General features: G+C 53.4%; 28 protein-coding genes. 27 read left to right on the forward strand and 1 reads right to left on the reverse strand.

Going from position 1 to position 25,149, the window contains the following annotated elements; all coding sequences use genetic code 11:
- Positions 1 to 517 precede the first annotated feature (517 nt).
- The 11 genes from M3223_RS08925 (at position 518) to M3223_RS08975 (ending at position 8,746) form a co-directional block, all read left to right on the forward strand.
- A complete protein-coding gene (locus M3223_RS08925; RefSeq protein ID WP_251560914.1) occupies positions 518 to 1,111 on the forward strand; it encodes an RNA polymerase sigma factor in 594 nt (197 codons plus the stop codon).
- Positions 1,108 to 1,698 carry a hypothetical protein gene (locus M3223_RS08930; RefSeq protein WP_251560915.1) on the forward strand — a complete coding sequence of 197 codons (591 nt, stop codon included), beginning with the start codon at positions 1,108 to 1,110 and terminating at the stop codon, positions 1,696 to 1,698. The genes M3223_RS08925 and M3223_RS08930 overlap by 4 nt, the downstream gene beginning before the upstream one ends.
- A gap of 90 nt (positions 1,699 to 1,788) precedes the next feature.
- A complete protein-coding gene (locus M3223_RS08935) occupies positions 1,789 to 2,376 on the forward strand; it encodes a histidine phosphatase family protein (RefSeq protein WP_251560916.1) in 588 nt (195 codons plus the stop codon).
- 135 nt (positions 2,377 to 2,511) lie between these two features.
- Positions 2,512 to 3,729 (forward strand): hypothetical protein, encoded by a 1,218-nt coding sequence (locus tag M3223_RS08940; RefSeq protein ID WP_251560917.1) that lies wholly within the window; start codon positions 2,512 to 2,514, stop codon positions 3,727 to 3,729.
- A gap of 195 nt (positions 3,730 to 3,924) precedes the next feature.
- Positions 3,925 to 4,107 carry an IDEAL domain-containing protein gene (locus M3223_RS08945; protein WP_251560918.1) on the forward strand — a complete coding sequence of 61 codons (183 nt, stop codon included), beginning with the start codon at positions 3,925 to 3,927 and terminating at the stop codon, positions 4,105 to 4,107.
- A 153-nt stretch (positions 4,108 to 4,260) separates the two neighbouring features.
- Positions 4,261 to 4,668, forward strand: a complete 408-nt coding sequence (locus tag M3223_RS08950; RefSeq protein ID WP_251560919.1) for a DUF2487 family protein — start codon at positions 4,261 to 4,263, stop codon at positions 4,666 to 4,668.
- Positions 4,669 to 4,931: 263 nt separating this feature from the next.
- Positions 4,932 to 5,465, forward strand: coding sequence for a ubiquinol-cytochrome c reductase iron-sulfur subunit (locus M3223_RS08955; RefSeq protein WP_251560920.1), 534 nt, complete (start codon positions 4,932 to 4,934; stop codon positions 5,463 to 5,465).
- A gap of 18 nt (positions 5,466 to 5,483) precedes the next feature.
- Positions 5,484 to 6,155, forward strand: coding sequence for a menaquinol-cytochrome c reductase cytochrome b subunit (gene qcrB / locus M3223_RS08960; RefSeq protein WP_251560921.1), 672 nt, complete (start codon positions 5,484 to 5,486; stop codon positions 6,153 to 6,155).
- Between the two features lie 18 nt (positions 6,156 to 6,173).
- Positions 6,174 to 7,052, forward strand: coding sequence for a menaquinol-cytochrome c reductase cytochrome b/c subunit (locus tag M3223_RS08965; RefSeq protein WP_251560922.1), 879 nt, complete (start codon positions 6,174 to 6,176; stop codon positions 7,050 to 7,052).
- A gap of 78 nt (positions 7,053 to 7,130) precedes the next feature.
- On the forward strand, positions 7,131 to 7,778 hold the full coding sequence (locus M3223_RS08970) for a DUF1405 domain-containing protein (RefSeq protein WP_251560923.1): 648 nt from the start codon (positions 7,131 to 7,133) through the stop codon (positions 7,776 to 7,778).
- A gap of 56 nt (positions 7,779 to 7,834) precedes the next feature.
- Positions 7,835 to 8,746, forward strand: a complete 912-nt coding sequence (locus tag M3223_RS08975) for a sporulation protein YpjB (protein ID WP_251560924.1) — start codon at positions 7,835 to 7,837, stop codon at positions 8,744 to 8,746.
- A gap of 42 nt (positions 8,747 to 8,788) precedes the next feature.
- Here the strand turns inward: M3223_RS08975 and M3223_RS08980 are convergent, their stop codons facing one another.
- Positions 8,789 to 9,652: a YitT family protein gene (locus M3223_RS08980; RefSeq protein WP_435368000.1), complete on the reverse strand. Its 864-nt coding sequence runs from the start codon at positions 9,650 to 9,652 to the stop codon at positions 8,789 to 8,791.
- A 131-nt stretch (positions 9,653 to 9,783) separates the two neighbouring features.
- Here M3223_RS08980 and M3223_RS08985 point away from each other — a divergent pair, with 131 nt between their 5' ends.
- The 16 genes from M3223_RS08985 to M3223_RS09060 all read left to right on the forward strand — a co-directional run bounded on the left by M3223_RS08985 (position 9,784) and on the right by M3223_RS09060 (position 25,129).
- Positions 9,784 to 10,122, forward strand: coding sequence for a nucleotide pyrophosphohydrolase (locus M3223_RS08985; protein ID WP_251560926.1), 339 nt, complete (start codon positions 9,784 to 9,786; stop codon positions 10,120 to 10,122).
- Between the two features lie 50 nt (positions 10,123 to 10,172).
- Positions 10,173 to 10,688 carry a tetratricopeptide repeat protein gene (locus M3223_RS08990; protein ID WP_251560927.1) on the forward strand — a complete coding sequence of 172 codons (516 nt, stop codon included), beginning with the start codon at positions 10,173 to 10,175 and terminating at the stop codon, positions 10,686 to 10,688.
- Positions 10,689 to 10,729: 41 nt separating this feature from the next.
- The gene (gene dapB, locus M3223_RS08995) at positions 10,730 to 11,533 is read left to right on the forward strand and encodes a 4-hydroxy-tetrahydrodipicolinate reductase (RefSeq protein WP_251560928.1); all 804 of its coding nucleotides are present in this window, start codon (positions 10,730 to 10,732) and stop codon (positions 11,531 to 11,533) included.
- 29 nt (positions 11,534 to 11,562) lie between these two features.
- The gene (gene mgsA, locus M3223_RS09000) at positions 11,563 to 11,976 is read left to right on the forward strand and encodes a methylglyoxal synthase (RefSeq protein ID WP_251560929.1); all 414 of its coding nucleotides are present in this window, start codon (positions 11,563 to 11,565) and stop codon (positions 11,974 to 11,976) included.
- 7 nt (positions 11,977 to 11,983) lie between these two features.
- Positions 11,984 to 12,688 (forward strand): bacillithiol biosynthesis deacetylase BshB1, encoded by a 705-nt coding sequence (bshB1, locus tag M3223_RS09005; RefSeq protein ID WP_251560930.1) that lies wholly within the window; start codon positions 11,984 to 11,986, stop codon positions 12,686 to 12,688.
- 63 nt (positions 12,689 to 12,751) lie between these two features.
- Complete coding sequence (gene bshA / locus M3223_RS09010; protein WP_251560931.1) at positions 12,752 to 13,915, forward strand: N-acetyl-alpha-D-glucosaminyl L-malate synthase BshA; 1,164 nt, start codon at positions 12,752 to 12,754, stop codon at positions 13,913 to 13,915.
- The gene (locus M3223_RS09015; protein WP_251560932.1) at positions 13,912 to 15,282 is read left to right on the forward strand and encodes a CCA tRNA nucleotidyltransferase; all 1,371 of its coding nucleotides are present in this window, start codon (positions 13,912 to 13,914) and stop codon (positions 15,280 to 15,282) included. Before bshA ends, M3223_RS09015 begins: the two co-directional genes overlap by 4 nt.
- Entirely contained in the window at positions 15,279 to 16,259 is a 981-nt protein-coding gene (locus tag M3223_RS09020) for a biotin--[acetyl-CoA-carboxylase] ligase (RefSeq protein ID WP_251560933.1), read from the forward strand. Before M3223_RS09015 ends, M3223_RS09020 begins: the two co-directional genes overlap by 4 nt.
- A gap of 328 nt (positions 16,260 to 16,587) precedes the next feature.
- Positions 16,588 to 17,439: a 3-methyl-2-oxobutanoate hydroxymethyltransferase gene (gene panB, locus M3223_RS09025; protein ID WP_251560934.1), complete on the forward strand. Its 852-nt coding sequence runs from the start codon at positions 16,588 to 16,590 to the stop codon at positions 17,437 to 17,439.
- A complete protein-coding gene (panC, locus tag M3223_RS09030; protein WP_251560935.1) occupies positions 17,436 to 18,353 on the forward strand; it encodes a pantoate--beta-alanine ligase in 918 nt (305 codons plus the stop codon). Before panB ends, panC begins: the two co-directional genes overlap by 4 nt.
- A gap of 2 nt (positions 18,354 to 18,355) precedes the next feature.
- A complete protein-coding gene (gene panD / locus M3223_RS09035; protein ID WP_251560936.1) occupies positions 18,356 to 18,739 on the forward strand; it encodes an aspartate 1-decarboxylase in 384 nt (127 codons plus the stop codon).
- A gap of 172 nt (positions 18,740 to 18,911) precedes the next feature.
- Entirely contained in the window at positions 18,912 to 19,769 is an 858-nt protein-coding gene (locus tag M3223_RS09040) for a tetratricopeptide repeat protein (RefSeq protein ID WP_251560937.1), read from the forward strand.
- Between the two features lie 24 nt (positions 19,770 to 19,793).
- Positions 19,794 to 22,664: an ATP-dependent DNA helicase DinG gene (gene dinG / locus M3223_RS09045; protein ID WP_251560938.1), complete on the forward strand. Its 2,871-nt coding sequence runs from the start codon at positions 19,794 to 19,796 to the stop codon at positions 22,662 to 22,664.
- Positions 22,661 to 23,323, forward strand: coding sequence for a redox-sensing transcriptional repressor Rex (locus M3223_RS09050; protein ID WP_251560939.1), 663 nt, complete (start codon positions 22,661 to 22,663; stop codon positions 23,321 to 23,323). Before dinG ends, M3223_RS09050 begins: the two co-directional genes overlap by 4 nt.
- Positions 23,304 to 24,602 carry an amidohydrolase gene (locus M3223_RS09055; protein WP_251560940.1) on the forward strand — a complete coding sequence of 433 codons (1,299 nt, stop codon included), beginning with the start codon at positions 23,304 to 23,306 and terminating at the stop codon, positions 24,600 to 24,602. The genes M3223_RS09050 and M3223_RS09055 overlap by 20 nt, the downstream gene beginning before the upstream one ends.
- On the forward strand, positions 24,602 to 25,129 hold the full coding sequence (locus M3223_RS09060) for a DUF5590 domain-containing protein (protein WP_251560941.1): 528 nt from the start codon (positions 24,602 to 24,604) through the stop codon (positions 25,127 to 25,129). The genes M3223_RS09055 and M3223_RS09060 overlap by 1 nt, the downstream gene beginning before the upstream one ends.
- The last annotated feature ends 20 nt before the right edge of the window (positions 25,130 to 25,149 follow it).

The raw sequence follows: 25,149 nt of genomic DNA on the forward strand, positions 1-25,149 counted from the left end.
GTGTCGGAAATTGCATGAGACGACTAGAAATGATTGATTTTAACGAAAAACATGCATTTGAACAAAAAGGTCCGACCGAAATCCCCTAAAATTTTCGCGAAAAAAACATCGAATAATTTCTCTGTGGAACGTTTCGGATCAACGAATTCAAGATATTCAAGAAATTAACAGGGGCAAATTGAAGGAAATGAAGTGCGCGTGTAGAAGGAAGAGTTTCGGAGGATTCATTTTCTTAGAACTTCCTCATTTTCCTTTCATCAACTCTAACGCATGTTACAATGTTGAAGGTTTAGAAAGGTTACATATTGGGTAAAGGGATTTGTCGAACCTAGCAGGAAAATGCCACCAGCTGGCGAATTTCTACTCTTATGAATGGTGCGCCGGCTGCCGAAATACATTGTATAGTTGCCCATTTCCATTATTACGGCGCAATAGCGCAACTTTCCCCATCCGCTTCGGTACAATTATGTATACCGGAACGGAATTCGCTTCAGGTGAGGAGGTATAACCGCCTGTCATGAACGATTCTGAATTGATCCGGCAAATCAAACAAGGAAATGTTGAGCTCTATTCTGAATTGATGAGGCGTTACCAGCGCAAGATTATGGTTTTTATCCTTCATATGCTTAAGAGCACCAAGATGGAGCTGGTTGCGGAAGACTTATGCTCGGAGACGTTCTATAAAGCATACCGGAGCCTGCACTCGTTCCGTGAGGTGGACGCGCAATTTTCTACCTGGCTGTACACGATTGCCCGCAACACGGTATTGAGCGAGCTGCGCAAGCAGCGGAGCATACATATTCCTTTGGAAGAAAGCGGCGTTATGCCGGTTGCCCCAATGGAATCCGCACCTGAGCAGCGGGTCCTGCAAGGGGAAAGAATGGCGCTCGTACGCGAAGCCATTAACACCTTGCCCGATAAGCAGCGTTCCGCACTTATTCTCCGTGAGTATGAAGGATTGGACTATCAAGAGATTGCTGATATTCTGGGCGGGACCGTAAGCTCGGTTAAATCCCTTTTGTTCCGCGCCCGGGGCAGTGTGAAATCTCAGCTGGAGCCGTACTTCGAAGAAACGGAGAGCGAAGATTTCGAAGGGATGAAGCTGCGATGAAATGCGAGGAAGTGCAGGAAACACTCGGCCTTTATTGGGATCTGCCGGACGGCGATTCAGTGAAGCGTTCGGTCGACCTGCATTTGAAGCATTGCATATCCTGCAAACAGGAATACGAGCTCTGGGAAGAGAGCGAGCGTCTGATTCGGGAGTTCGCTTTTGAAGAGGAACTTGAAGTGGCTGAAGCAGCGGAGAATGTTAACCGTGCCGTCATGGAGAGAATCTATGCTGAAGATCAGCTGGATTGGAACCTTCGGCGAACGCTCTTTATTACACGGCCGCTTGGCAGCAGACTGTCCGCGGCTATTGCGGCCTGTCTCGCGATGTTCACGACCAGCTTGCTCTACGTTCTGCTTGACAGGGGAGATGACGGCAAGGAAACAACAGGACTGCTTGAAACTGCCAATGCTTCCTCCTCGGGTGTGTTCAAGGCCAGCTTCTCCGGTGAAATTCCGATTGCCCGTGTCAGCGATCCTTTTATTTTAAGTCTTGTTCCGCGTACGCCTCAGTACTGGATTATATTATCCGTTCTAGGGCTCGTCATGACGATGCTTATGATGGGATGGCTTGCACGCATACGCAAATAAATTATACTCCGGCTGCTGAAGCGGCCGGTTTTTTGTCATACTGGTATAAGTGCGCAACTGGCGCAGAAGACCAACGGAAGGATGCTGTTGATGAGATTAGGATTGATCCGACATGGGAAAACCGATTGGAACGGGCTTGGACGAATCCAAGGCGTGACCGATATTCCATTAAATGAAGAAGGATACCGTCAGGCTGAACTTCTTGCGGTCCGGCTGCTGAACGACGGAGAATACTGGGATGCGGTTGTGACAAGTGACTTGTCCAGGTCGATTGAAACAGGCAAGGTCATCGCGGATAAGCTGGGCATTCCGCTTCTTGAGCCTGAGCCGCTGTTAACGGAGCGAAGCTTTGGCCTTATTGAAGGTACGTTGGAGCAAGAGCGGTTGGAGCGATGGGGAGAAAATTGGCGAACACATCCCGAAGCGGGCGTGGAGACCGATGAAAGCGTGCGTTCGCGCGCTGCTTCCTTCCTTCAAACCTATACAGAGCGCATGCCTGAGGGCAGGCTTTTGGCGGTTACTCATGGAAGCTATCTGGCTCAAATGCTGGGGGTCATGGTAGAGGGCTTGGATCAGCCTTATCTTCATAATATGTGTTATTCCATTTTAGAATACAGTCCAGAGGGCTGGAAGTCGCTGCTGCATAACTGCACGCTGCATCTTCAGGCCAAAGTATAATCCTTTAACACCAGGCCCGCCGTTATGGCGGGTTTTTTTGTTGTCTTCCATGTCTTAAATATATCGAATCTTCCCATAATGGTAGTACGAAAACAGACGGAGCCTTGCCGGCCGTCTTGTGAGGAGGGAAGAACGATGAATTTCGCGGATATGCTAGGTTACGCGGATATTGCCCAGCTGAGCCGAATTGCCAATGAATACGAATGCGACTGCAACGGCAATTCCAAGCATGAGCTGATCCAGTCGATTTTGTCCAAGGTAAACTCGCGTGAAGTGTTTGAAGCGCGTGTCGGCGGCATGGGGATGGATGATTTACGGTTTATGAATTCTCTTCTCTTTGATAAAAGAGAACAGTTCAGCCTGGAGGAGCTTATAGCGCGCGTGCAGTCTAGCAAATTTCAAGACGATCCGCCTAAGCAGGAAAACGCCGCCAAGGATCGCTTAAAGGCAAAAGGGGAAAAAGGAACACGGAGCCGCAAAGGCAAAAGCGCGCCGGTTCCGGAAGCCGGCCCGAGGGAAATCATCGCCAGATTTAAACAACAGGGCTGGCTGTTTAACGGCATTGCAGGACCTGATCGCTATTTGTTTCAGGTGCCAAGGGATCTTAAGTCCAGATTCAGGGAGTCGCTTAAAAGCCGCTTCAGCGAAAAGCTTGTTTTTGTCGGCGAGCCCCCAATATACCGCGATGAGCAGGAGCTGTTGGCAGCGGATGTAAAAGCCTTGCTTTCGTACGCCAGGCATCATGAAATTCAACTTACCCGCGACGGTTATATGCATCGGCGAAGCCTGCTTCAGGTGATGGAAAGCTTTGGGGTGCGCGAGGAGCCGCCGCTTAAAGCCGCTTGGAGATTTGGATACGGCCGGCGATTTCGGGATTATCCGGAGCGTTTTTCCCTCATCTATGATTTTTGTTTCTATAATAAGTGGCTGGAGGAGACGGAAACCGAGCTGCTTCTCACTCCGCTTGGCGAGGAAGCGCTGCTCGGCAGACGTCCGGCCGGAACGGAACAGCTGTATAAGTTTTGGCTGCGGCTCTATAAAGGCCCGATTTCAAATCTAGCGTCCATTGTCCATTGGGTGGATGAACTTGCAGACCGCTGGGTTTCGGCTGACTCTCTGCGTGAGGTGCTGATTCCGTTTATTAAGCCCTATTATTACGATACGGCGGAAACGGTTATGGATTCAAGAGTTCTAATGATGATGATGCATTTAGGTCTGCTGCGAATCGGAGAGAATGAAGAGCAGGGAACAGTGCTGCGGATGACCCGGTTGGGCAAAGCGGTTATTGCAGGAATCAAAATTGAACACAGCGACGTGCTTAAGGTTGAATCCGCCGGAAAACTTGGAACCTAGCAGGCGGCGGGCTGGAGCATATTTCTACCAGCCCCGGGCATCTAGCCTCCTCCGGGAGAGGAGCTCCCGAATAGAATAATAGCAGGCATACGCTTGCTGCAAATAGCTGAACCAGCTTCTATACCTGGCGGTATACCGGCATGATTGAAGCAGCAAGAAAGGTATAGGTGCACAAATATGATGGAGGTGTATCCTATGGACAAGATGAAGGCGAATTATGAGGTTATGCTGGGATTGGCTGCGGAGATGCTCCTAGACGAGGCGTTGATGAAATTCCGGAAGGAAAAGATTTACGCTGCAATAGATGACGCATTGGAATCCCGCGATAAGGAAAGCTTTGAGAAACTTTCCGCCCAGTGGAATACGCTTCGCCGCTAACGCGGTGTCAGGGGCCCCTTCCTTTCGGCTAACAGCCGCAGGGAAGGGGCTTTAATCGTGAAGAAGCCGTTTCGAAAGTACGAGGGAAGCATTGGCAAAATCCGTCTCGCAAGGTAACATAGATGAGGTTATTCTTCAATAAAGGAGGTGTGCATGATGAAATTCAGCGAGATTGATGCAGAACGCTGGCCTGAGCTGCAGCCGTTTATGGATACATGCCTGCTCCCGGTAACCGGACTGAGCGGGCTGGAGAATCCTTGGCAGGCGGCAGCCGTGCTGGAGCGTTTGCGAGATGCAATGGATGCGGTCGAGATTCCATTTAAGGGTCGAATTGTCGCTTATCCGGCTGTTCAATATGGGGACGAGCAATCCGCAGCAGCTCTCGGCCCGCTTGTCCGCAAATTGCGCCAGGCTGGTTTCCGATATGTCGTAGCAGTTTCGGCGGCGCTTCAGTTGGAGGCGCTTGAGGAGGCCGATCTTGTCTTGTCGCCGGACGGCGACGGGCGAATGCCGGATGCGGCCGAGGTGCGTGAGCGGATTCGCATGTTGTGGAACGCTTAAAGAGACAGAAAATGCCTCATGTCAAGCGTATAAGACGAAAAGAATTAGGGGAAACCTATTTCTCAGGGAATGATTGTTAACTGCGGGAACTTTTTAAGACCAAATGTGACAAATTAGCAACAAAGATGGGAGCGATTTTTGAACAATGAACTTCCAAATTCTTGACGCTCCTATGCTACTGACGTATGATAGGTATTGCTTGGTTCGACACGGATTGTATGCCGGACAAGGCATTCGATATGGTTGCAAAGGGGGTTGAACAGATGAGTAATCACGAGTTTCAGGAGACCGCACACACTCCCGTAAAACGCAAAGAAATGTCCCGCAGGCAATTTCTGGCGTATACCCTTGGAGGGGCCACTGCGTTTATGGCTGGCGGCGCTGTACTGCCGATGATCCGGTTCGCCGTTGATCCCCTGCTGGAGAAGCGTGCTGGCGGCAGCTTTGTCAAGGTTGTGGAAGAGAGCAAGGTGAAGGTCGGTGAACCGACGGAGTTCAAATTCAAAATCCATCAGGTTGACGCTTGGTATGTAAGCGATCCCGAACAGGCTGCATGGATTATGAAGGACGACAAAGGTAAGATTTTCGCACTCTCTCCGGTCTGCAAACACTTGGGCTGCACGATCGGTTGGAATACCACGAATGCTAATCAATATGTGTGCCCTTGCCACGGCGCGCATTACACGGTTGACGGCAAAAACCTGAATGTAGCACCCGCTCCGCTTGATGAGTACCAAGTCAAGGTAGAGAACGGATTTGTCTACTTGGGTGAGATTATCCCCAACACGCGGGTTTAATGGGAGGCGTTAGTTCAGATGTTTAAAAGCGTATACAACTGGATCGACGAGCGTCTTGACGTGACTCCGCTGTGGAGGGATGTTGCGGACCATGAAGTTCCGGAGCATGTCAATCCTGCGCATCACTTCTCCGCCTTTGTTTATTGTTTCGGCGGACTGACGTTCTTCATCACCGTTATTCAGATTTTATCCGGCATGTTCCTCACGATGTACTATGTTCCGGATATTATCAATGCTTACGCGAGTGTCGACTACCTTCAGCACAAAGTGCCGTTCGGCTCCATCGTCCGCGGCATGCACCACTGGGGAGCGAGTCTCGTTATCGTTATGATGTTCCTACATACGCTGCGCGTCTTCTTTACGGGATCTTACAAGGCTCCCCGCGAGATGAACTGGGTTGTAGGCATGCTGATTTTCTTCATCATGCTGGGACTCGGCTTCACGGGTTACCTGCTTCCGTGGGACAACAAAGCTTACTTTGCAACAAAGGTCGGCATTCAGATCGCGGACTCTGTTCCTTACATTGGGGAGTATATCAAAATCTTCCTGCAGGGAGGCGAGATCGTAGGGGCAACTACCCTTACCCGCTTCTTCGCGATTCACGTGTTCTTCCTGCCCGGCGCTCTGCTGGCCCTGCTGGCTGCGCACTTCTTGATGATCCGCAAGCAAGGCATCGCGGGTCCTCTATAACCGAGAGGAGGGACATACATGGCGCACGGCAACAAAAACGAAAAGGTCGTCTACGTGGGCGACTCCCGGGTGCGCAAGCCATCAGGCGAAGTATCGATTCCGCCGGATTACACCTCGTTCCCAGGACGTTCGGAAGCGTTTATTCCGAACTTCCTGCTTAAGGAATGGATGGTCGGCTGCGTCGTACTCGTAGGCTTTCTCGTCCTGACGATTGCCCACCCGGCTCCGCTCGGTTATCCGGCGGACCCGACCAACTCTGCTTTCATTCCGATTCCGGACTGGTACTTCCTGTTCTTGTATCAGCTGCTTAAATACCCTTGGGTATCCGGCAGTTATGTGGCATGGGGCGTTGTCGGCATTCCAGGCGTAGCGTTTGGCGCCCTGCTGCTGGCTCCATTCCTGGACACGGGCAAGGAACGCCGCTTCTATCGCCGTCCGATCGCTTCGGCGCTGATGATTTTGTCTCTTGCATCCTGTTACTATCTGACCAAGGTCAGCTGGGATTTCTACCAGCACGAGCTTGAAGTGACAGGTACGGTGCCGGAGCACATCACGCGTGAAGAGAAGGCGCGCGAGGCTGCATTGTCCGGCGAAGAAGCAGAATCACCTGCAAAACCTGCTGAAGATGTCGCGCTTGTCGATGCGGACAATGCAGATGTCAATGCAATATTAAAAAGTGCAGGCTGTATCAGCTGTCACGGCACCGACTTGAAAGGCCAAGCCGGGGCAAAGATTCCAGCTTTGCGCGGAGTAGGCGATTTGCTCACAAAAGAGGAACTCACCGAAATCATCACCAACGGCAAAGGCAATATGCCAGCCTTTGGCGATAAGCTCTCCGCAGAAGAAATTGGTACACTCTCCGACTGGCTCGCGAAGCAAAAAGCGGCTGCGGAATAAATCATATAGGTCAAGGCCTGATCGTCCTCATACGGTCAGGTCTTTTCCTTATTCCCCTGGAAAAAGGAATGATGGAGGATGGATGTAAAGCTTGGCTCCCAACTGCTCGTTTACCGGCCGTTCCTCTGGCTGCTATTCATCGTGAATGCGATAGGAACGGTTTATGGCTACTACTGGTACGGCGGGCAGCTTGAAGCAACATTTAATGACGGACATCCGTTATGGCGTCTCGTTTTTGTGCCGGACAGCCCGACAGGCAGCTTGTTTTTCACCCTGTCCTTAATTTATTTGCTGTTTCCGCCTCGTAATCCGGGGAAGGCAGCTACATGGCTGAGAGTAATTATTGAGGGCCTTGGGGTTGTTACTTCTATTAAGTACGGCATTTGGGCGGTGTCGATTATTCTCGCCGGAGCTTCGCAAGGCGAGCCCCTGGAGCCGGCTCATTTCATGCTGATGACATCGCATATTGGCATGGCTATTGAGGCCTTGCTGTATCTTCCCTTTATGCGGTTTGGCCGCATTGCGGCAGCTGCAGCGTTTGGCTGGCTGCTCTTGAACGATTATTGTGATTACAAGTATGGCATTTTTCCTTACCTGCCAGGACCGTTACTGGATGAGGTTCCTGCTGTTAAGGCTTTTACGATTGGACTGTCCATTTTCAGCTTCCTGGTCGTCTGGCTTTGTTTAATTGTCTTCCGCAGACGCAGGCCTGACAAAGCGCATTAGGACAATCATATTGGCATGCCCCCCTGCATAAAGTAGGACAGACAGGAGGGGTTGGCATGTCAAGACGATGGTGGGCGGCCGCAGCAGCGAGCTTGGCGGCAGCCCTTCTGTTTTATAGTGTCGCTATGACCGCAGTTTTTCCAGCAAATGCGGCAGTTGAGGACAACTCCCAATATGCGGTCAAGCAGCTGCGCTTTCATGCGGCAGCCGAAAAGTTATACGATGCGGTTATGAGCGATGACCGGAACGGGCAGTTTTACTCGCTTCGCGATCTGCGGCTGCTGTCTGCCGACGATGAGCTGCGACTGAGCGGAGGCAAGCTTGGCTGGTTGGCGATTGATTCAAGCTTGCGGGAAGCGGAGAGGGAATGGAAATCCGGCAGAAATGCGGGAAATCTCCTTCAAGCGGCTTCCCGAATTCGTCTCGCAGCGGACAGTCTGACTGCTGGCAGTGAAGCGTTGTGGCTTCAGTATGAGCCGCTCATTAAAGAGGATGCCCGCCAGTTAATCATCGCTTGGACGATGGCGGGGGGACGGGGGAGCGCAGCGGCGAGCGCACGAATGGCTACGCTGCAAAATCATTGGGAGCTGATCGAGCCTGCAGCGCTGCTTGTTAAGGAACAGGAAAAAGCGGAAGAGCTGCGCGACAGCATCCTATACAGCTCCAAGCTGCTCACCTCGAAGGACGGCAGCCGTACCGGCTGGGCGGTCCAGTCGTTTGAAACGGTATCCGAAGCGGCGAGCCGCCTATTCCGCTCCGATGCTGAGGCCGGGGCTGATTTGCCGGCCGATGCCCTGCCGCAGCTTGCCCAGCCTCCGGGCGGCTGGATCATGTATTCCATAGCTCCGCTAATCTGCGCTTTGCTCATTTACGCGGGTTGGATGAATTACCGCAGAGGACAGCATGGAGTAACCGTATATCCGCCGCCGGCCGAGCGCCCAAGCCGCAATGGCGTGGCCCGCAAATAAACAAGCCTGGTCCGAATTCGGACCAGGCTTGTTTGATTTTGACTAATGCTCCTCCTTGAACCCTTCGCCAAGCACGTCATGCACGTCGTTGATTATGATGAATGCTCGTGTATCAATCGATTTTACGATTAGTTTAAGCTGGCGGATCTCGCTGCGTGAGATGACGCAGTAGACCATTTTCCGCTCCGATTTGGAATAGGCGCCTACCGCTGGAATAAGCGTTACTCCTCGTTCAAGCTCCACCGTAATCCGATCCGCGATTTCGTCGGCTTTTTCGCTAATAATCGTAAACGCTTTGGCCGCGTATGCGCCTTCCTGAATGAAGTCGATCAGCTTAGCTGCGATAAATACAGTGACTAAAGTGTAAAGCACTTTTTCCTTCGGAATGTACATCAGCGATATGCCGATAATGATGACGTCAAAGCCGAGTATGATCTGTCCCATGCTCCAGCCTCTGGCCCGATTGATAATTCTAGCTGCAATATCGACTCCGCCGGTCGTGCCGCCGAAACGGAAGACGATGCCAAGGCCGCTGCCCAATGTTACGCCGGCATACAAAGCGGCCAGAATAAAGTCCTGCTCGGCGTAGAACGGTACGATCCAGCCGTGGGTAATCGCTTTTTCAAAAACAGCAAGAAATAGGGATAAACTGACTGTCCCGACAATGGTCATAACCATCGGAACCTTTCCCAAAATCCGCAATCCGATTATAAATAGCGGAATATTCAGCACCAGCGTCGTAATGGACAGCTTCCAGCCGAGCGCATAGTTGAGCAGCACCGCGATCCCGGTGAGGCCGCCTTCCATGAGCTGATTCGGCAGCAGGAAATATTGCAGGCCAAACGCATAAATGGCTGTGCCAAGCATGACGGGAATAAGGGTTTTGTAGATGTAGCTGATTGACATAAACATTTCTCCTTGGCGATCCGCATTGGACGTCTTTTGCGCTTACGCGCAGCACTGTCCATATATTGTGTTCAAAACTGCTTTAGGATAACATAGGTAGAGATACCTTGCAAAGAAGGGGACTACAAAATATGGAAGAAAAATCTCTCGCCGAAATACAGCGTGAGGTCGATCGTTACATAGGGCAGTTCAAGGAAGGTTATTTCAGTCCGTTATCGCTTGTCGCCCGGTTGGCGGAGGAAGTTGGCGAATTAGCCAGAGAAGTCAACCATACGTATGGCGAGAAGCCGAAAAAGCCGGATGAGGCGGATAATTCCATCGAGATGGAGCTTGGCGATATTTTGTTTATCCTGAATTGTTTCGCCAATTCGCTTAACATTGACTTGACGCGAGCCCATGACGCTGTCATGCACAAATTCAATACGCGAGACGCAGAGCGCTGGACACGCAAAAACGGCGAACCGCAGTAGCACCCGAGGCATATGCTGTACCATCATCCTGGTTCAAGGAAGGTGGGAGGATGGACGGGGAAAGCTGTATCAAAAAAGCGTATGAATGCATTCTTAACGGCAATTTCGACGAGGCCATCACCTGGTTCCTGCAAGCCATTGAACTGGAGCCGGAAAATGCGGCCTTTCATTATAAATGCTCCTTATCCTGCGCCCGAAGCGGCAAATGGGAGCTGGCGCTGCAGCATGCCGCAAAGGCATGCGAGCTGAAGCCGGAGCATGAAGAATACCGTTATCATTGGGATGTGGTGGAGGCCAGAAGGCTAGTGGCGGACGCCAAGCTGATGATGGCTTCCGGAGAGGGCACTCCGGCTGAGATCATGGCTTTTTTGCAGGAAGCGCGGATTCTTGATCCGCTGCATGGCGAGGCTTGTTTCTTGGCCGCGCAATGCTGTATCCAGCTGGGACGGCTGCATGAAGCGAAGCTGCTTGCGGCTGAAGCCTACCGGCTTGAGCCCGGCTTGGAAGAAGCTCGGCGGCTGTATCGTCAAATCAAGAAAATGTCGCGGCGGCGGGGGCATGAATAGGCGATCCCTGCCGCCTTACTTTTGAACCGAGGTGAAGATCAATGACAACCCCAATTAAAGTTGCAGTAGCCGGAGCTTCTGGACGGATGGGCCGTGAAGTCGTCAAAATGGTGCTGCAGGATGAGCAGCTTCGTTTAACAGGCGCGATGTCTCCATCCGCAGGAGCAGTTGACGCCGGACGAATGGTCGGCCTGGACGAGGCCGGAGTTACGGTAGCCCCTTCGCTGGAGGCGATGTTGGCTGGAGCGGATATCGATGTACTTGTTGATTTCACGGTTCCCCAAACGGTTTATTCCAATACGCTCGAAGCGATTACGCGCGGCATCAGGCCGGTAGTCGGCGCCACTGGCTTTACGCCGGAGCAAATCAAGGAACTGGACGAGCTGTGCAAACAGCAGGGCATCGGCGGCCTGATTGCGCCTAACTTCTCCATTGGAGCCATTTTAATGATGAAGTTTGCCGCAGAAGCGTCAAAGTATTTCCCGCATTTAGAAATTATTGAATATCACGGCGACCAAAAGCTGGACGCCCCGTCTGGCACGTCCATCAAAACCGCTGAGCTGATTTCGGCTGCGCGCCGCGAGCTGAAACAAGGCAATCCGCGTGAGGAAGAAACGATTGAAGGTGCGCGCGGCGGTTATTATGATGGCTTCCGAATTCATAGCGTCCGGCTGCCAGGCGTTTTTGCCCAGCAGGAGGTTGTGTTTGGAGCGTTTGGCCAGTCGCTGAAAATCCGCCACGATTCCTATGACCGCGCAGGTTATATGCCAGGTGTTGCGCATGCAGTCAAAAAAGTGATGACCTATGAAGGCATGATTTATGGCTTCGAGCACATTATGGACTAATAGACAGATAACAAAGGAGCGGGTGAAACATGCTTCAAATCGCCTTTATCGCACATGACCGCAAAAAAGACGAAATGGTCAACTTTATAACCGCATACGAGGAAGCTTTTAAGGACGCCAAGCTTTACTCAACGGGCACGACAGGCTCACGCATTATGGAAAAGACATCCCTTGAAATTCACCGTTTCATGAGCGGTCCGCTCGGCGGCGATCAGCAGATCGGCGCGCTGGTAGCCCAGGATGAGCTTGATCTCATTATTTTTCTGCGTGATCCTTTGATGGCTCAGCCGCATGAGCCGGACATTATTGCGCTGCTTCGTCTGTGTGATGTGCAAGGTATTCCGGTTGCGACGAATATCGCTACGGCAGAACTGCTCGTTAAGGCAATGATGCGGGGCGATTTTGCCTGGCGCGAGCTTGTTCACAAGTACAAGCCGGAGTAAACGCAGCATGGAGACTACAGTAGATATTCTCGTTTTTGGCGCGCATGCGGACGATGCCGAAATTGGCATGGGCGGCACGATTGCAAACCATTCCCAGCGGGGCGTCAAAGTTGGAATTTGCGATCTGACTCGCAGCGAAATGAGCTCAAACGGCAATGTTGAGCTGCGTGCGCAGGAGGCGGAGCAAGCGTCGCGCATCCTTGGTTTATCCTATCGGGGCTGTCTGGAACTTCCCGACCGCGGCTTGACTGGATCCAAGGAGCAGCTGGAAGCGGTCACCAGGGAAATTCGCCTGCGCCGGCCGCGTATTGTATTTGCGCCGTATTGGCAGGATCGGCATCCCGATCATAACGCCTGCAGCGCAATCGTAGAGGAAGCGGTGTTTAACGCCAAGCTGCGCCGTTATATGCCCCAACTTCCTCCGGTTCAAGTGGAGCAGCTCCTTTATTATTACATAAATGACCAGAAGGATTTGGCGCTTACGGCGGACATATCCGGTACGATGGAGATCAAGCTGGCGGCGCTCGCTGCTTATCGTTCTCAGTTTGACGCTGTCACAGGCGGCGACCGGGTCGAAACCCCGCTTACCCAAGGGTATGTCAAACGTGTAGAATCACGCGATTATTTGACGGGACAAGCGGCAGGCTGCGCTTATGCGGAGGGCTTCGCCACGAAGCGCCCGCATAAAGTGTCGAGCTTTATCGGTTCATGATTAACGGGCTCGCTTCCTGAATACAATGGGAACATCAGCGTATTAACTCGGGAGGAATCCATCATGTCCAGAAAACTTAAGATCGGAATTACTTGTTATCCGACTCTTGGCGGCTCCGGCGTTGTGGCGACGGAGCTTGGCAAGCTGCTGGCCGAAAAGGGACATGAGATTCATTTTATTACTCATTCCATTCCTTTCCGGCTCGGTCAATTTCATAAAAATATTTATTTTCATGAAGTCGAAGTGAACAACTATTATGTGTTCCGTTATCCTCCCTACGATTTAAGCCTGGCGAGCAAAATGGCCCAGGTGGCTGCGATGCAAAACCTAGATCTGCTGCATGTTCACTATGCCGTGCCGCATGCGGTGTGCGCATTTCTTGCCAAACAGATGGCGGGCAGCGGCTTGAAAACCGTAACAACGCTTCATGGTACGGATATTACAGTGCTTGCCCAAGACGAGTCGCTTAAAAATTTGATTCGCCTGGCAATCGACGAGAGCGATGCCGTGACAGCTGTGTCCAAGGATCTGATCCGAGAAACCCGCGAGCTGCTCGATATTACGCGCGAAATCGATTTGACCTACAATTTTGTGGACAAACGAATCTACTATCCGCGTGATACTTCGGCGCTGCGCGGCGATTATGCGGCTGATAACGAAAAAATTCTAATGCACATCTCAAACTTCCGTCCCGTTAAGCGGGTGGGAGACGTGCTCGATATATTTAAACGTGTAAACGAACATGTTCCTTCCAAGCTGCTGCTCGTCGGCGAAGGGCCTGAACTGTCACGAATTCAGTGCCAGATTCGCGAAATGGGGCTGGAGGACCGCGTAAACTTCCTTGGCAAACAAGAGGATGTCGCTCAAGTGATATCACTGGCAGATTTGCTGCTGCTGCCTTCCGAAAAGGAAAGTTTTGGCCTCGTTGCGCTTGAGGCGATGGGCTGCGGCGTTCCGACGATCGGATCGACGGCTGGCGGAATTCCGGAGCTTGTGGCGCATGGCGAAACAGGGTTTTTATCGGAAGTGGGAGATACGGCGGATATGGCTCGCAACGCGGTCCGTTTGTTGACGAATGAAGCGATGTACGAAAAGTTCAGCCAGGCGTGTATACGCCGTTCCTGCGAAGAGTTCTGCAACGATAAAATCACGAAGGAATACGAAAAAATTTATTATCGCGTACTCGGCATGGAAGCGGACCTGCCGGTTTCGGCTTGCCGCGGATGAGCGGCCGTCTCGAGCTTGCGCCGCAAATGACAGCGGCGCTTCCTGTGCTGCTGCGGCTTGAAGAGGCCGGACACGAAGCGGTATTTGTCGGCGGCTGTGTGCGGGATTTGCTGCTAGGCTTACCGCTAAAAGATGTGGACATTGCCTCCCCGGCTGAGCCGGAGGAGGTAATGTCGCTTTTTCCTGGGTGCATACCAACCGGTTTGCAGCATGGCACCGTGTCGGTTCGCAGCGGAGGCCAGCTGTATGAAGTGACAACCTACCGCGCGGAAGCGGAGTATGTTGATGCACGGCGGCCTTCCTCGGTTTCGTTTATCCGTGATTTAAAAGAGGATTTGCAGCGGCGGGATTTCACGATCAACGCGATGGCGCTGAACAGGCATGGCGAATTGGAAGACCCGTTTGGCGGGCACGGCGATTTGCAGCGGTCTCGTCTGCGTGCAGTCGGCGTTGCTAAAGAGCGTTTTGCCGAGGATGCGCTCCGCTTGCTGAGAGGGGTGCGGTTTGCTTCTCTGTACAAGCTGCGTCCAACGAAAGGAACTTGGCGCGGATTGATGGAAAGCCGGGAAGGACTGCGGCAGATTGCGATGGAGCGTGTCGGAGCCGAGCTGGACCGTATTGCAGGCGGAGGCGGCCTGACGCGTGCCGCTGCGCTGTTATCCGCTTCGGATTTGCCAGCTTATTTTAAGGAGCCGCTGCCCTGCTGGAAGGAAATCAAAAAATGTTGTCTTTCCGGTACGAAGCAGCGGCAAACAATAGCACAGCGTCTGGAGGCTGCAGATCAGCTGAAAACGGCTGATGCCGGCTGGGCGGCCTTATTTGTCCTGCTAGGCGCAGCGCCGGAGACGGCAGGGGAGTGGTTCGAACGGCTTCGCTACAGCAACGCTCGCAAGGACCGGCTGACCGCTTTGCTGCGGCTGCATGCCAAGCTGGCCCAAACAGGCTGGCAAGCTCCGAGCAAAGCTGACTGGACGGACGCCGTGCTTGAACAAGGACCGGCAGCCGCAGCAAATTGGCTGGAATGGGTCGGGGAAGCGGAAGCGGCTGGACTAACAGCAGACAAGCTGTCAGAAATTACAGCAGTAGAACACATTACAGACAAGTCCTTTAACATGTTACCTCTAGAAAAGGAATCTCTATCCAGTCTTTTCGCAGAATGGTTTAAACAGATTCCGGCTCGTTCTTTAAAGGAGCTTGCTGTCGGGGGACGCGAAGTACAGACAGAGCTTGGACGAAAACCAGGGCCATGGCTCGGTCCGCTGCTGGGCCAGCTGCTTCGCGAAACCGCGCATGGCAAGCTCCCCAATGAAAAAGAAATGCTGCTGAAGCGCGCCCGTCAGCTGGCGGAAGGAGAGCTAACGACATGAATACGGACAAGCTTTTAATGCTTTTTGATGAAGCTGGCGAACAATTTTTGTCGGGGGAATCGATCAGCCGCGAGTTGGGCGTAAGCCGGACGGCCGTTTGGAAAAGCATTCACAAGCTTCAAGAGCAGGGATATTCCTTTGAAGCGTCGCGAAAGCTGGGCTACCGGATAACGGGACGGCCCGATCCGCTTGAAGCTTCTGTTCTGGAAAATTTGCTGGAAACAAAAACGTTCGGAAGAAAGCTGGTTGTGCTTCAAAAAGTGGATTCAACGCAAAACATTGCGCAGCAGCTGGCGCAGCAAGGCGCGGAGGAAGGCACGCTTGTCATTGCAGAGCAGCAGCTAAGCGGGCGGGGCCGCATGGGCCGCGGGTGGGTGTCGCCATTTGGCAAAGGCATCTGGATGAGCATGGTGCTGCGGCCCTTGCTGCCGGTAGCGAGCGCTCCGCAGCTCACGCTGCTTACAGCTGTGGCGCTTTGCCGTTCGCTCCGGGCCGAGACCGGCCTCGACATCGGCATCAAGTGGCCTAACGATCTGCTGATCGCAGGACGTAAAATTAGCGGAATTCTGCTGGAGTCTGCGGCAGAAGACGAGCGGCTGAGCTACGTCGTCGCCGGCATCGGCATCAGCGTTAATCTGGCGGAGAGCGATTATCCGGAGGAGCTGCTGGAAAGGGCGGTTTCGCTGCGTTTGGCCGCTGGCCGGGAGTTTTCCCGGACACGGTTAACGGCTTCATTTTTGCGGGACTGGGAGGCGCTGTACCATCTTTATCTTGAGGAAGGGTTTGCTCCGATCCGCAGCTTATGGGAGGCATTGTCCGTTTCCTTGAACCACAGGACTACGCTGCGCACGCCGCAGGGAGTGCTGGAAGGCACCCCGATTGGCCTGCATGAAACCGGCGCAATAATGGTCGAGTTTGAGGATGGGACGCTGCGGCCGCTTTATTCCGCCGAAATGGGGGAGCCTGCTTCGACATGAAGCAGGCTTTTTTTGATGCTTAAGAGCAGCCGGTTGCGTTTACGAGCAGAGAGCAATCTGGTATACTTTAGGGTGACCGGGCGGTATCTTACTGCTTTAGAACCGCACTGGCACAGCCGGGCAGACGGCATTCCAAGTCTGCTGTTTTATAAGAAGGAATGGACAATTGGAAGCGCGCGCCTTTTGCGCGGAGCCGCCTGGCGGACCGCGACGTTAGGAAGTCCGCAGCCACGGTACATCCTTTCTCGGGCTGGACTTTTTAGCTGCGGCTAAAAGGTTTTTTTGTGTTCACACTAAACCCGTGCACCGGAAAGGGGATTTAAACAACATGAAACAAGCTCTGACGATCACTAAGCTTCAGCGTATGAAAAAGGAAGGCGAGCCGATCACGATGCTGACGGCTTACGACTATCCTTCTGCGAAGCTGGCGGAGGAAGCGGGCGTCGATACGATTTTGGTCGGCGATTCGCTTGGCAATGTCGTGCTTGGTTACGATACGACGGTCCCGGTTACGCTTGACGACATGATTTATCATGCGCGTTCGGTAGCGCGCGGAGCGGCCAATACGTTCCGCATTGTGGATATGCCGTTTATGACAGCTCGCATCAGCCGGGAGGAGACGCTGCGCGGGGCAGCTCGTCTCATGCAGGAAGGCCATGCCCATTCGGTGAAAATCGAAGGGGGAGAAGAGGTAGCGGAGCAGGTGCGAGCCTGTGTCGAAGCCGGAGTTCCGGTTATCGGCCATATCGGGCTGACGCCTCAATCGGTTCATCAACTGGGAGGTTACAAAATTCAAGGCAAGCTGGAAGCTGAAGCTGCCCGTCTGGAAGCAGACGCGCTGGCGCTTCAGCAAGCAGGCGCTTACGCGGTTGTCCTTGAACTGGTAACGGGACCGATTGCGACTCATATTTCCCGCAGGCTGGAGATTCCAACGATTGGCATCGGCGCCGGAGCAGGATGCGATGGCCAGGTACTCGTTTACCATGATGTCATTGAATACGCTTCTCCTTACACGCCTAAAAAATTTGTTAAAACCTACGCCAATGTCGGCGGAATTATCCGTGAAGCGCTTGGCAGCTATGTGAATGATGTGAAATCACGCAGTTTCCCGGCTGAGGAGCACACGTTTGGCGCAGCTGCCGCAGCTCCGCAGGCCGTATATGGAGGCGATCGCAAATGAGCACTTTAACGCCAGTCAAAACAAAACAGCCGCTGATCGTGCGCACCATATCGGAGCTCCGCAGCGAGCTGAGCATCCGCAGACAAGAGAAGCCCGGACTTGAAACAGGTTTTGTTCCAACTATGGGATATTTGCACGACGGACACGGAAGTCTCATTCAGCGCAGTGCTGCCGAAAATGGGCTGACGGTGCTTTCCATCTTTGTAAACCCGCTGCAATTTGGGCCAAACGAGGATTTGGACCGGTATCCGCGCGATGAGGAGCGGGATTTGAAGCTCGCCCGGCAAGAAGGCGCAGATATTGTGTTCATCCCTTCGGTACAGGAGATGTATCCTAAAAGGGCGTTAACGCGTGTTCTGGTCAGTGAGGTGACGGAATCGCTTTGCGGCGCTTCGCGTCCGGGTCATTTTGACGGAGTCGGAACGGTAGTAAGCAAGCTGTTTCATCTTGTTGAGCCGACGCGGGCTTATTTTGGGCTTAAGGATGCGCAGCAGGTGGCGGTTGTGCAGCAAATGGTCGACGATCTTAACTTTAACGTGCAGATTGTTCCTTGCCCGACGCTGCGGGAAGCCGATGGGCTGGCGCTAAGCTCGCGTAATGTGTATTTGTCGCCGGAGCAGCGTTCCGAAGCTCTTGTGCTGTACCGGACGCTCCAACAGGCTGCGCAATGGGCTGCTGACTCAGAGATGACCGCTGGCGGCCTGGAAGCTAAAGTAAGGGAAGCGATCAGCCGTTCCCCGCTTGCTTCCATTGACTACGCTGAATTGAGAAGGTATCCTTCACTGGAAGCTGTAGATCCGCAGCTGCGGTTGGAGGAAGCGCTGAAACAATCTCCGCTGCTGCTGGCGTTCGCCGTGCGTTTTGGCGGCACCCGGCTTATCGATAACGCTATTTTTCCGATCAAGGGGGCCTAAGCATGTTTCGCACGATGATGAAATCCAAGCTGCATCGCGCAACCGTAACGGAAGCGAACTTGAACTATGTTGGCAGCATTACCATTGACGAGGATTTGATGGATCAAGCCGATCTGTGGGCCAACGAAAAGGTCCAGATCGTCAACAACAACAATGGAGCTCGACTTGAAACGTATATCATTCCAGGCCCGAGGGGCACAGGTGTAATTTGCCTGAACGGCGCTGCGGCCAGACTGGTCCAGCCTGGAGACAAGGTCATTATTATTTCTTATGCAACAATGGATGAGCAGGAAGCGCGGACATACAGTCCTAAAGTGGTTATTCTCGACGAGGAGAATAAGCCGGTTCAAATTATGAACCATGAAGTTCATGCAACGGTGCTATAAACATTCGTTTCCTGATGCGGCCGCAAGTGGGAACTGCCGCCGGGTATAGGGGAGGCTCATCGGTAGAAGAATGAGGGTACGGCATCGGGGCATTCGTCTCGAGCAGCCGGGCACTTATGACCTTTCTATCCGTTGAGGACTCATTCCCAGAGCCGAAGGCAGGTGATTAGCGATGTTTGAGCCGATGTTTGCCGTCATGAACGAAATGCTGGACGACATCATGCTGCGCTGTCCCGGCTGCTCGCCGGAGGAGCGAAAGCAGCTTCTGGATCAGCTGACTCAGCTTCGGACAACGAGCGATCAGTTTATTGAGCAGTGGCTTGTATTTGAGGAAAAGCTGGTCGATTTCCAGGACGCTTTTCCGGCGGAGGCAGCAGCGGCTGGTTTTAGCCAGCTTGCCGTTAACAGCAGCGGGGCAGCCGCTTCGCCGCCGCCCGCTTCTCAGCAGCGGTTAGGCAAAGCGAAGCTGCCGCTGCTTGTTGAGCCGTTCAGCTCCCCCCTGGAGAGCGCCAGTAACGTTCCCTTGCCGCCATCTAAACCGCGGAATGCCAGAGCGGAACACCACTCGAACATAAACGGTGAGAAAGCTGAAGCCATTTCCAAAGCGGCCGAGCTCGAAATGGCTTACGACACGATGGACAAAATCTCCAAAGGCCGGGGATACTTTAATCTTTTTATGTTCCCGCAGGCGATTGTCGAGTTTCAGGCTGCGCTTGATTTATCGCCGGAATGCAACTTGGCGCGTCTGTATCTGGCTATGTCGCTTATGCATGTTAAGCGGTGGGATGATGCCGAGATGCACTTCAAGCTGCTTGCGACATTAACGGACAAGCCGCGCTGGCAGGCGATAAGCTTTAATGCGCTCGGCTGCATCCAGGCCATTCGTTTAAATATGGAGCAAGCCCAGAAGCTGTTCCGGCAAGCCGTCAAAATGGATCCGGCGTTTGAGGATCCAGTTATCAACCTCAAGTCATGCGCGGGAGCCCCGGGACCGTTATCGCTTTATTTCGGGAGTTCGGAGCTGGCTTGATTGCGAGAGGAAGATCGGCCTTTAATGAATTATGCTGTACTCGACGTGGAAACCACCGGCACGAACAGCGGTGAAGACGATTTGATACAGATCGGCCTTGTGCTGATGGACGAGGAGTTCAATGTCGTAAAGACACTGAACTCCTTTGTGCGCCCAAGCGTGCCGATCCCGCCATTTATTACCCAGCTGACCGGTATTGACGATGCAATGGTGCAAGATGCTCCGGAACCGGATGATATACTGCTTGAGCTGATTCCGCTGCTGGACGATTCCGTGCTGATCGGCCATAATGTTTCGTTTGACGCCGGTTTCCTTAATATGGCGCTGGATCGCGCCGGTTATTCTCCTTTTACCGGACGCAAACTGGACACGGTGGAAATGCTTCGCCTGCTGTTCCCATCCTTAAGCTCCTATCAGCTTGGTGCGGTTTCCGAGCATTTTGGCATCCGCCACGACCAGCATCACCGGGCAGACAGCGACGCAATGGCAACCGCAATCCTCTTTTCCGAATGCGTGAAAAAGCTGCGTGCCTTGCCTCTTTTGACCCTTCAGCATTTGGCTGCGCTTGTTCAGGAGGGAGATCTTGCCTGGTTTCTTTCGGCTGAATTGGATGCCCGGCAGCTTAGCACATCGCTGGATATGGACTCCCATAAGTATTTCCGCCAAATTGCCATGAAATCCAGGGATTGGACCGAGGAGGAACCGCCACGCGAGGACGGCACCGACAATCCGCTTGCCCAAGTTGGCTTTGAGGATTTTTTGGAGCAGGTGAAAACCGGCTTCACGGAGCTTTTTCCAGATTATGAGGAACGGGAAGCCCAGACGACGATGTTCCGTGAAGTAAACGAAGCATTCGAAAATAACCGGCATTTGCTCATTGAAGCTGGCACCGGTACGGGCAAGTCGCTCGGTTATTTGATCCCTTCGCTTTATTTTGGAATCAAAAACGAACGGAAAATCGTCATAAGCACGCATACGATCAATTTGCAGGAGCAGCTTCGCCAAAGGGATTTGCCGCTGCTGCGCGAGGTGCTGCCTTTTTCGTTCAGAGCAAGCGTATTTAAGGGCAGAGGCAACTACATTTGCCTGCGCAAATTCGAAACGAGACTGCAAACGCTGGAGCTTGCCGCTACAGGCGATGAGCGCATGGCTGCAACCCAGATGCTTGTATGGCTTGGCGAGACCGAGACCGGCGATCAGGAAGAGATTAATTTTGGCAACAGGGGCGGCGAGTTCTGGAATACGGTGTCCAGCGACGCGGATTCCTGCCTTAACCGGGCCTGCCCTTGGTTCAAGCGCTGTTTTTACCACCGGGCGAAGCAGGAATCCAATCTGGCGGATGTTGTCATTACGAATCATTCACTGCTGTTTACCGATATTCGCGCCGATCACCGGCTGCTGCCAGGATATGAATATTTGGTCATCGACGAGGGGCATCAGCTGGAAGAGGTGGCGGGTAAACATCTGGGCCAGCAGCTCGGATTTTTCAGCTTCCTGAACTTGGCCAACCGGCTTGCCAAAGACTCCCGCAACGGCTTGCTGCCGCAGCTTCGCATGCAAATTCAAGGTGAACATGCCGACGAGGTGTCCAAATGGACGGAACAGCTGGACGAGGTAATTCCAAGATTCGGCTCGCTGAAGGATACGTGGGAAAAACTGTTCGAGCTGCTGCAGACGCTGGCTTCTCCGAGTGCGGGAGCCGGTTCGGCGGAAGCGGCGGGACAGACGATTTACCGGCTTAAACCCGGCAGTCTCCCTAAAGAATGGGAAATGATCGAGTTTGAGGAATCGCTCTTTTTCAAAGAAATGAACAAGGTCGTCAAAGTGCTGGATAAGATGAGCTCCGACATGAAGGACAAGCTGGACGATCTTTCGCTGCAGGGCATGATCACGGACTTGGCCGGCGGTGTAAAAGATGCGGGACGCATTCGCGACGAGCTGCGTGTATTTGTCCGGGCGGACAAGCCTGAAATGGTCTATTGGATTGAGGCTAACGCCAACGCCAGGACCAAAAGCGTGCAGCTGCATACGGTTCCGGCAGATGTGAGCGGTCAGCTCAAGGAGTATTTTTTCGACAGCAAAAAAAGCGTTGTGATCACCTCGGCGACGTTGACCGTGCAAAAAACGTTCCAGTATGCCGCTGAGCAGCTGGGCCTTAACGTGGAAGACACGCGCAAGGCGCGCACCGTGCAGCTTCCTTCGCCGTTTCAATACCGCTCGCAGGCGCTTGTCATGATTCCGCGGGACTTTCCAAAAGTAAAGGGAGCGGTCGCCGATCCGGCTTACATTGAGAGGCTGGTGGAGTCGCTGTCTGCGGCAGCAAATGAGACGGGCGGCCGGATGCTGGTGCTGTTTACAAGCTACCGGATGCTGAAGGAAGTTTATGATCCGCTTAAAGAAGCGCTGCTTGGCACCGGCATTCAAGTGCTTGGACAGGGCATCGACAGCAGCAACCGCAGCAAGCTGACCCGCCTGTTCCGCCAGCAGCCGGCCTCCGTGCTGCTTGGGACGAGCAGCTTCTGGGAAGGGGTCGACATTCCCGGCGATGCGCTTGTCTGCTTGGCTATCGTGCGGCTTCCGTTTCAGCCGCCGAACCATCCGCTGCAGGAGGCAAAGGCGGAATTGCTGCAGGAATCGGGGCAAAACCCGTTCATGAAGCTTTCCGTGCCGCAGGCGGTGATCCGCTTTAAGCAGGGATTTGGACGTTTGATCCGCACGTCCAAGGATAAAGGGATCGTGCTCATTTATGATACGCGCGTGATCGAAACCTTTTACGGGAAGCACTTTCTTTATTCGCTGCCTGGGCCTAAAATTGAACATATGTATGCCGAGCAGTTTGTTCCCCGCATGCGGGAATGGCTGCAAAACGAATCAAAGGAGGCCCGGCAGCTTTGAGCAAGCAGGGAAAAACGATCTCGGAGGCGGTCGTCCGCCGCCTGCCGATTTATTTGCAAGTGCTTAACGATCTGCATATCCGGGATGTGCAGACGGTCAGCAGCCAGGAGCTGGGTCGCAAGCTGGAGCTGAATCCGGCCCAGATTCGCAAGGATTTGGCCTACTTTGGCGAGTTCGGACGTAAAGGCGTCGGATATGACGTCAATTATCTCATCGAAAAAATCCGCGGCATTCTTAAGCTGGATCAGCCGATGCGGGTTGCGCTTGCCGGAGCGGGCAATCTCGGACATGCGTTGTGCAATTACAGCTCCTACCTGAAGGATAATATGAAAATAACGGCGGTATTTGACGCCAGCCCGACCAAAATCGGCACGCGGATCAATTCGCTAGAAGTGTTGCCCATCAACTGCTTGCAGGACAAAGTGCGGGAGGATGAAATCCAGATTGGCATTATTACAGTGCCAGCTGGAGAAGCTCAAAATGTCGCCGACCGTTTTGTCGAAGCCGGAGTTAAGGGCATTCTGAATTTTGCGCCAGTCGTGCTGAAAGCCCCGGAGCATGTGCGGATTCACTACGCCGATTTTACGACGCAACTATTAAGCTTGGCTTATTATATGGATAAGGACGGTCATGTGGATCATGAAGAAATGGTGGATTGAGAACGGAACCTTCGTCACAATGGACGAAACGCAGCCGGTCGTAAAAGGGCATATGGTCATTGAGAACGACCGCATCGTCTACATAGGAACGGAGCTGCCGGCGGATACGGATTCGATGACGGCCAAAATCGACGGCAGCCGTCGTATTTTCATGCCCGGCCTGATCAATACGCATGGACATGCCGCCATGTCGCTGCTGCGCGGTTATTCGGATGACGAGGTGCTTCAAACTTGGCTGCAGGACTATATGTGGCCGATGGAAGCGAAGTTTACCGATGAAGATGTCAAATGGGGCACCTCGCTTGCCGTTATCGAAATGCTCAAAACCGGCACGACCGCATTTGTGGATATGTATGACCGTATGGATGAGGTCGCTAAGGTCGTAGAACAGTCCGGTATGCGCGGCGTGCTGATGCGCGGAGCAATTGGGCTTTGTCCCGAAGATGTTCAGCAGCAGAAGCTCGCGGAAGCGGTGCAGTTCGCCAAGGACTGGAACGGAGCGGCTGACGGCCGAATCGCTACGGTGATGAGCCCGCATGCTCCTTACACCTGCCCGCCTTCGTTCATCGAGAAGTTTGTGCAGGCGGCGCATGAACTGGATTTGCCGATGCATACGCATATGTCAGAGACTGCTGCCGAAGTGGAGCAGAACGTGCGTGATTACGGCGTCCGCCCCGTCGAGCATCTGGACCGCCTTGGCATGTTCTCCCGTCCAAGCTTTGTCGCGCATGCGGTGCATCTGACGGATGAAGAAATTGCGCTGCTCGCCGAAAGAAACGTTGCCGTCTCGCATAACGCGGCCAGCAATCTGAAGCTGGCGAGCGGGGTCGCCCGAGTCCCTGAATTGCTCCGCGCAGGGGTGACCGTATCGCTCGGAACGGACAGCGCGGCTAGCAACAACAATCTAGACCTGTTTGACGAGATTCGTCTAGCGGCGCTCATTCATAAAGGAGTGTCCGGCGACCCCACGGTTGTGCCGGCTTATCAGGCGCTTCAGCTCGCTACGCTTGGCGGAGCCGCTACGATCCGACAGCCGCAGCTCGGCGCTTTGCGGGCGGGCATGAAGGCGGACTTCATCGCGCTTGATGCCGATCAGCCTCATTTTTACCCGGGAACCGACGTCATCTCGCATCTTGTTTATGCCGCTTCCGGACGCGACGTGCTGGATGTGTGGGTGGACGGCCGTCAGGTTGTGCAGGGCGGCGTCTGCCTGCTTCTGGATGAAGAGAAGATCAAGGCGGAAGCCGAAGCCTGCTACCGCAGGCTGGCTGGCCGTTAATGGCCCGCAGCCGCAGCCCGCGCTGGTTTTTCACCCGCCGCGGCTGGATCATATGCGGCGTTATCGTCTTCGCCGGGCTGCTTGTTTATCTGCATGCGGAGCTGCGCAGCATACAGCAGCCGGTATGGCAAGCTGAGCAGCAAGCCGAAAGGCAGGCCCGCGAGCAGGGCGGGCTTGTAGAAGTCGCATCTGCCGAAAAATACGTCTGGGATGAACCGCTCTGGATTGCAAACGGCCGCAACGCCGAAGGGAAAGAGCAATATGTATGGCTGTTTGCCAAAGCTCCCGTCCATAAAGAAGAGGCGGCAGGCAGCGCCAGCAAGGCTTCCATCAGCAACGCGGTGCTGCAGCGGCATCCCGGTGCGGATATTATCCGCGTCCGCCCTGGCTGGTACCAGGGCAAGCCTGTTTGGGAAGCGAGATACTCGCTTCAGGCGGATCAAAAGCGTTATTACTATGAATTCTATCAATTCGTAAACGGCGCTTATATTACTACTTTCTCCCTGTCCGCCAAACGTTCTTCCTGATTTGTTCACATTTGCATGCC

This window comes from Paenibacillus pasadenensis, assembly GCF_023715725.1.
In the GTDB taxonomy this organism is placed as follows: domain Bacteria; phylum Bacillota; class Bacilli; order Paenibacillales; family Paenibacillaceae; genus Paenibacillus_O; species Paenibacillus_O pasadenensis_A.